This window comes from Aliivibrio finisterrensis, assembly GCF_008933155.1.
Lineage (GTDB): Bacteria > Pseudomonadota > Gammaproteobacteria > Enterobacterales > Vibrionaceae > Aliivibrio > Aliivibrio finisterrensis.
Genome location: NZ_WBVP01000010.1, coordinates 136,673 through 142,672 on the forward strand (window position 1 = coordinate 136,673; position 6,000 = coordinate 142,672).

At 40.8% G+C, this 6,000-nt stretch carries 4 protein-coding genes; 1 reads left to right on the forward strand and 3 read right to left on the reverse strand.

The window, feature by feature from the left end:
• Window positions 1–150: 150 nt before the first annotated feature.
• The 3 genes from F8B77_RS10810 to fabB form a co-directional block, all read right to left on the reverse strand.
• Window positions 151–1,164, reverse strand: a complete 1,014-nt coding sequence (locus tag F8B77_RS10810) for an aspartate-semialdehyde dehydrogenase (RefSeq protein ID WP_151655348.1) — start codon at window positions 1,162–1,164, stop codon at window positions 151–153.
• A complete protein-coding gene (locus tag F8B77_RS10815; protein ID WP_151655349.1) occupies window positions 1,164–2,294 on the reverse strand; it encodes a 4-phosphoerythronate dehydrogenase in 1,131 nt (376 codons plus the stop codon). The genes F8B77_RS10810 and F8B77_RS10815 overlap by 1 nt, the downstream gene beginning before the upstream one ends.
• 291 nt (window positions 2,295–2,585) lie before the next feature.
• Entirely contained in the window at window positions 2,586–3,797 is a 1,212-nt protein-coding gene (gene fabB / locus F8B77_RS10820; RefSeq protein WP_105055090.1) for a beta-ketoacyl-ACP synthase I, read from the reverse strand.
• A gap of 120 nt (window positions 3,798–3,917) precedes the next feature.
• Between fabB and mnmC the strand changes: the two genes are divergently transcribed.
• Window positions 3,918–5,960 carry a bifunctional tRNA (5-methylaminomethyl-2-thiouridine)(34)-methyltransferase MnmC2/FAD-dependent 5-carboxymethylaminomethyl-2-thiouridine(34) oxidoreductase MnmC1 gene (gene mnmC / locus F8B77_RS10825; RefSeq protein ID WP_151655350.1) on the forward strand — a complete coding sequence of 681 codons (2,043 nt, stop codon included), beginning with the start codon at window positions 3,918–3,920 and terminating at the stop codon, window positions 5,958–5,960.
• Window positions 5,961–6,000: the final 40 nt, after the last annotated feature.

Below are 6,000 nucleotides of genomic sequence, written 5' to 3' on the forward strand. Positions count from 1 at the left end.
ATCTGTACAACTATATCGGATAATAATAAAAAAACTGTAGCTTTTAAGCAAAAACTGTGTGGTTTATGGAAGAAAAAAGCCTTAGTTTTCACTAAGGCTATAATTAAAAGCAAACCATGCTCTTTATTTATGAAAGAGGCGTCATATTAATCAGTAGTAATCGCGAATTAATACTTCTGCAATTTGAACCGCGTTTGTTGCGGCACCTTTACGTACGTTATCTGCAACAACCCACATATTAAGCCCCATTGAATGACTAATATCTTCACGGATACGAGCAACCATTACGTGGTCTTTTCCGGTAGCATCACTCACTTGTGTTGGATAGTCATTGCCGTGGAAGACTTCAATACCATCGGTTTCTTCAAGTAAACGTGTTGCTTCTACTGCATCGATAGGTGCACGAGTTTCAATATGAACGGCTTCAGCGTGACCATAGAACACAGGAACACGTACACATGTTGGGTTTACAGTAATCGTATCATCTGCAAAGATTTTTTGTGTTTCCCACACCATTTTCATTTCTTCTTTGGTGTAGCCATTATCCATAAACTCATCAATATGAGGTAAGCAATTAAATGCAATTTGCTTATCGTAAGCTTTGTTCTCTGCTGGTAAACCGTTTAATAGCTTCGCAGTTTGGCCCGCTAGTTCATCAATGCCCGCTTTACCTGAACCTGATACTGATTGATACGTTGATACGTTGATACGATCAATACCCACAGCATCATGAATTGGTTTTAGTGCTACCAACATTTGAATCGTTGAGCAGTTAGGGTTCGCAATAATATTACGGTTACGAAAATCAGCAAGCGCCTCTGGATTTACTTCAGGGATCACTAACGGGATATCATGATCGTAACGGAAGTGTGATGTGTTATCGATAACTACAACGCCAGACTCAGCTGCGATCGGTGCCCATTTTGCCGATAATTCACCACCCGCAGAAAATAGACCAATTTGTACTTGGCTCCAATCAAACTCTTCAACATTTTCAACCGTTAATGTTTTACCATTAAAGCGAACTGTTTTACCTTCACTGCGCTCTGACGCTAAAAGGTATAAATTGCGAACTGGAAAATTACGCTCTTGTAATACATCTATAATAGCTTCGCCAACGGCGCCAGTTGCGCCAAGAATGGCAACATCAAATTCTTGAGTCATTAGACTTCCTCGATTGTAAATCCAAGTTGTTTTAACGGGGTTAAACCACAGTGTTTAGTTCCTGTGATTGTGATGGCACTGTATTCTCTTCTATCCCAATACTCTTTACGCATTTTATCAAATGCACTAGGTATTGAGATTTCTGCTCTGAATATGACATCATCTTTTCGCACATCATAGACTAACTGAATCAAATTGTGCAGTGTTGAATGATCCCATTGCTGATTTAGTGTCACATTAGGGATTGGTGCTATAGGTAATAACGCTTGTGGATCTGCGCGCTCTTCTCTATTTAAAAACTCACAATAAGAATTAAATATCATTGTGGTTCCACGAGCCTTTCCTTCTAATCCATATCCTGCAATATGGGGAGTGGCGAAAGAGAGTAAAGGCAATAATTCCATATCAACTTCTGGCTCAAACTCAAACACATCTAATACCGCTTTAAAGCCATCTTGTTTTAATAAGCGTTGTTTTAATGCTTGATTATCAAACACAGGGCCACGCGCTGCATTGATCACTATCTGGTCATTACGCAGTGCCGTGAGTCTTTTTTCATTCATCAGGTGGTGAGTTGGAAATTCACCATCGCGGGTGATCGGCGTATGGAAACTAATAACGTCTGATTTTCCAAGTAACTCATCTAACGCGACAAATGAACGTTTGTCGCCTTCTTGCTCTTTAATTGGGTCATTAAGTAGGTATGGAATACCTAACGCATCAAGACATTTAGCTAAATAAGACCCTACTTGACCTGCACCAACAATACCAAACGTTTTATCAAAGATAGAAAAGCCGTGTTGTTGAGCCAATACCATGACACAACTTAATACGTATTCTGCAACACCCACTTTATTACAACCAGGAGCTGCTGTGAAAAATATCCCTTTTTCTTTCAATAAAGCTTGATCAACATGGTCCATACCTGCTGTTGCTGTGCCTACAAACTTAAGTTTATTGGCTTTTGAGATCAGCTCAGCATTCACTTTGGTTACAGAGCGAATCATTAATGCATCAACATCAATTAAATCATCTGCTGTTAGTGTTCTTCCTGATTTAGCAACAACTTCGCCTAGCTCACTAAATAGTTCAGCAGCATAAGGCATATTTTCATCAATCAATATTTTCATTTTTTAATCAGTTATCCTTTTCGATTTATGAATTCAGTTTATCATACCAATCACAGTAAGTAAGTGTTCAGAAATAGCGCAGGAAAAATGCTTGAGAACAAGGCGAATTTTTGATAAGTAGTTATTCTACAATCAAAAAATTGAACGCAGTTATCGAGCATTTTAACCAGCTAGGATGATCAATTATTTACTACGATTGGTATCACACACTTCCGTGATAAAAACAGGCATAAAAAAACCCAGCCAATTTAAGTGACTGGGTTTTACTATCTTTTTTTAGTGGTTACGCGATTACGCTTCGTATTTCTTAATTACTAGCGTTGCGTTTGTACCACCAAAACCAAAGCTGTTAGACATAACTGTTGTTAGTTTTTGATCGCGTTTTTCAGTTACAATATCAAGACCTTCAGCTGCTGGGTCTAATGTTTCAACGTTGATGCTCGGCGCGATAAAACCGTGCTCTAGCATTAACGTTGAGTAAATAGCTTCATGAACACCGGCTGCACCTAGCGCGTGACCAGTCATTGCTTTAGTTGCAGAGATTGCAGGGCTGTTCGCACCAAATACTTCTTGGATAGCGCCTAACTCTTTTGCATCACCAACAGGTGTAGATGTACCGTGAGTATTCACGTAATCTACGCTGTCAACGTTTTGCATTGCCATTTTCATACAACGAACTGCGCCTTCGCCTGATGGTGCTACCATGTCGTAACCATCAGATGTTGCACCGTAACCTACGATTTCACCGTAAATTTTAGCGCCACGAGCAAGTGCGTGTTCAAGTTCTTCGATAACAACCATACCGCCGCCACCAGAGATAACGAAACCGTCACGGTCTGCATCGTACGTACGAGATGCTTTTTCTGGGGTGTCATTGTATTTTGATGATAGTGCGCCCATCGCATCAAACATCATCGTTAATGACCAATCTAGCTCTTCACCACCACCAGCAAACATTACGTCTTGTTTGCCCAGTTGAATAAGCTCTACCGCATGACCAATACAGTGTGCAGAAGTTGCACATGCAGAACTCATTGAGTAGTTAACACCACGAATTTTAAACGGCGTTGCAAGACATGCAGAAACCGTTGATGCCATTGTACGTGGAACCATGTATGGACCAACGCGCTTAACGCCTTTCTCACGCAAGATATCCACTGCATTTACTTGGTTTAGTGATGATGCACCACCAGAACCTGCAACAATACCTGTGCGGTCATTTGAAACTTGATCTTCTGTTAAGCCAGAATCTGCTACGGCTTGCTCCATTGAGATGTAAGCAAATGCAGCCGCATCCCCCATGAAACGCATTTTTTTGCGATCGATGTGGTCAGCAGGGTTCATTTTCAAATCGCCCCAAACATTACTGCGCAGACCCTTTTCAGCGAACTGCTCAGAGAAGTTAATGCCTGATTTACCAGCTTTCAGAGACTCTAATACTTCTTCTGCATTGTTACCGATACTTGATACAATGCCCATGCCTGTAATTACGGCTCTTTTCATGATTCTTTCCTAATAAGTCATAAATCTTGGTAGATAATAGCGAAGATAGCACAACAAAGTGGTCAGCTTTCCTATAAGTCGTTAAAATCCGACGTAGATTATCTTTAATGGTGCAAATTTATGTCACGAAATCACATTTTACCACAAAACAGCATCACAAATGCAATCCTTGATTGGAATGAGTCTGGAACTCCTGTCTCAAATGACTTTGATGATGTCTATTTTTCTAATGATAATGGATTAGAAGAGACACGATACGTCTTCTTACAGCAAAATCATCTGCCTCAAAGATGGCAAGATTATGATCAACGTCGTTTTGTAATCGGTGAAACCGGATTTGGTACTGGATTAAACTTTCTTGCTGTATGGCAGTGGTTCAAAGAATTCCGTTCACAATACCCTGACGCCCCTTTAAAAGAACTTCACTTTGTTAGCTTTGAAAAATTCCCTGTAACCAAAGCTGATTTAGTTAAAGCACATCAAGCATGGCCTGAACTGGCTGAACTCGCAGAGCAACTGCAAGAACATTATCCTGCTGCTGTTCCAGATTGTCACCGTTTAGTATTAGAAGATGGCATGATCACGCTTGATCTGTGGTTTGGTGATATAAAAGATTGCATGCCTCAGATTTGGATGGACGATTCTGGTGTTATCGACGCTTGGTTTTTAGATGGTTTTGCACCAAGTAAAAATCCTGAAATGTGGAATCAAAATCTATTTAATAATATGGCAAGTCTTGCTAAAGAAGGCTGTACTTGCGCCACTTTTACAGCAGCTGGTTTTGTTCGCAGAGGCTTGATTGAAGCTGGCTTTGATATGAAAAAAGTCAAGGGGTTTGCTCATAAAAGAGAAATGATTGCAGGAACATTAACAGGGCGTAAAGCCAAGGCTAATCATGAGGTTTGGTATGCACGCACGACACCTGAAAACATCACTGATGTGGCGATTATAGGAGGTGGTGTAGCCAGTGCAGCATTGGCTACAACATTGCTTCGTCGCGGTGTGAGTGTCACTGTTTACTGTAAAGATGATAAAGCAGCACAAGGGGCGTCAGGTAATAAACAAGGCGCGGTATACCCACTGCTTAATGAGAAATTCAACTCCCTTTCTCGCTTCTTTGCTCCAGGATTTATTTTTGCTCGTCAGTTTATCGACCAAGCCGCTAAACACGTAGAATTTGATCACGATTGGTGTGGCGTTACTCAGTTAAAATGGGATGAAAAATCCGCCAACAAGCTCAATAAAATGCTTGAGGGAAATTTCCCTAATGAACTTGTCTCTTCTTTTGATATCGACAAAACCAATCAAATGGTTGGCTTACCGATTAATATGGAAAGCGTCCACTACCCATTAGGTGGCTGGTTATGTCCAAAACAATTAACTCGTGGATTATTTGAACATTTATCAGAAAACCCACTATTTACTCTGCATAATAACGCTGAAGTGACGCAATTAACTCAAACGGACGATAAACAATGGAACCTTGTTCTTGGTGAAAAAACCAATAAACATCAAGCCGTTGTGGTTGCTAATGGGCACAGATTTACTGATTTTGAGCAAACTAAAGATATTCCAGCGACACCAGTTCGAGGGCAAGTGAGTCATATTCCTACAACCGACTCACTGAAAAAGCTAAAAACAGTATTGTGTTATGACGGTTACTTAACGCCTGAAAATACCAAGCATCAAAGCCATTGTATTGGTGCTAGTTATGATCGTCGTGATTTAGACTTGGCGTTTAAAGGATCAGACCAAATAGAGAATGGCGAGCGCTTACATAAATGCATCCCTAACGAAGATTGGGTGAAAGAAGCTGATACGTCTGACAATCACGCTCGTGTTGGTATTCGCTGTGCCAGCCGTGATCACCTGCCATTTCTTGGTAATGTAGTTCGTTTTGAGGATATGCAAGAAGAGTACAAATATATCTATAAAAAACGCCATTGGTTACGTGAAGCAAAAAAAATCCCTGTTTATGAAGGCTTGTTCTGTATGCTGACATTAGGCTCAAGAGGATTAAGCTCTGCGCCCCTACTGGCTGAGACCTTGGCATCACAGATCATGGGTGACCCAATTCCACTGCCAAACTCAGTACTTGAAGGATTGCACCCAGGGAGATTATGGGTGAGAAGGTTGTTGAAAGGGAAGCCGTTGGATATTTAAGAGAAAGTAAGAGCAGGAACTAGGTCGGTCGCCAGCTCCC

Excerpts from the sequence above, each read along its gene's own strand:
- mnmC (WP_151655350.1), top strand. The coding sequence starts at position 3,918 with ATGTCACGAAATCACATTTTACCACAAAACAGCATCACAAATGCAATC.
- F8B77_RS10810 (WP_151655348.1), bottom strand. The coding sequence starts at position 1,164 with ATGACTCAAGAATTTGATGTTGCCATTCTTGGCGCAACTGGCGCCGTT.
- fabB (WP_105055090.1), bottom strand. The coding sequence starts at position 3,797 with ATGAAAAGAGCCGTAATTACAGGCATGGGCATTGTATCAAGTATCGGT.
- F8B77_RS10815 (WP_151655349.1), bottom strand. The coding sequence starts at position 2,294 with ATGAAAATATTGATTGATGAAAATATGCCTTATGCTGCTGAACTATTT.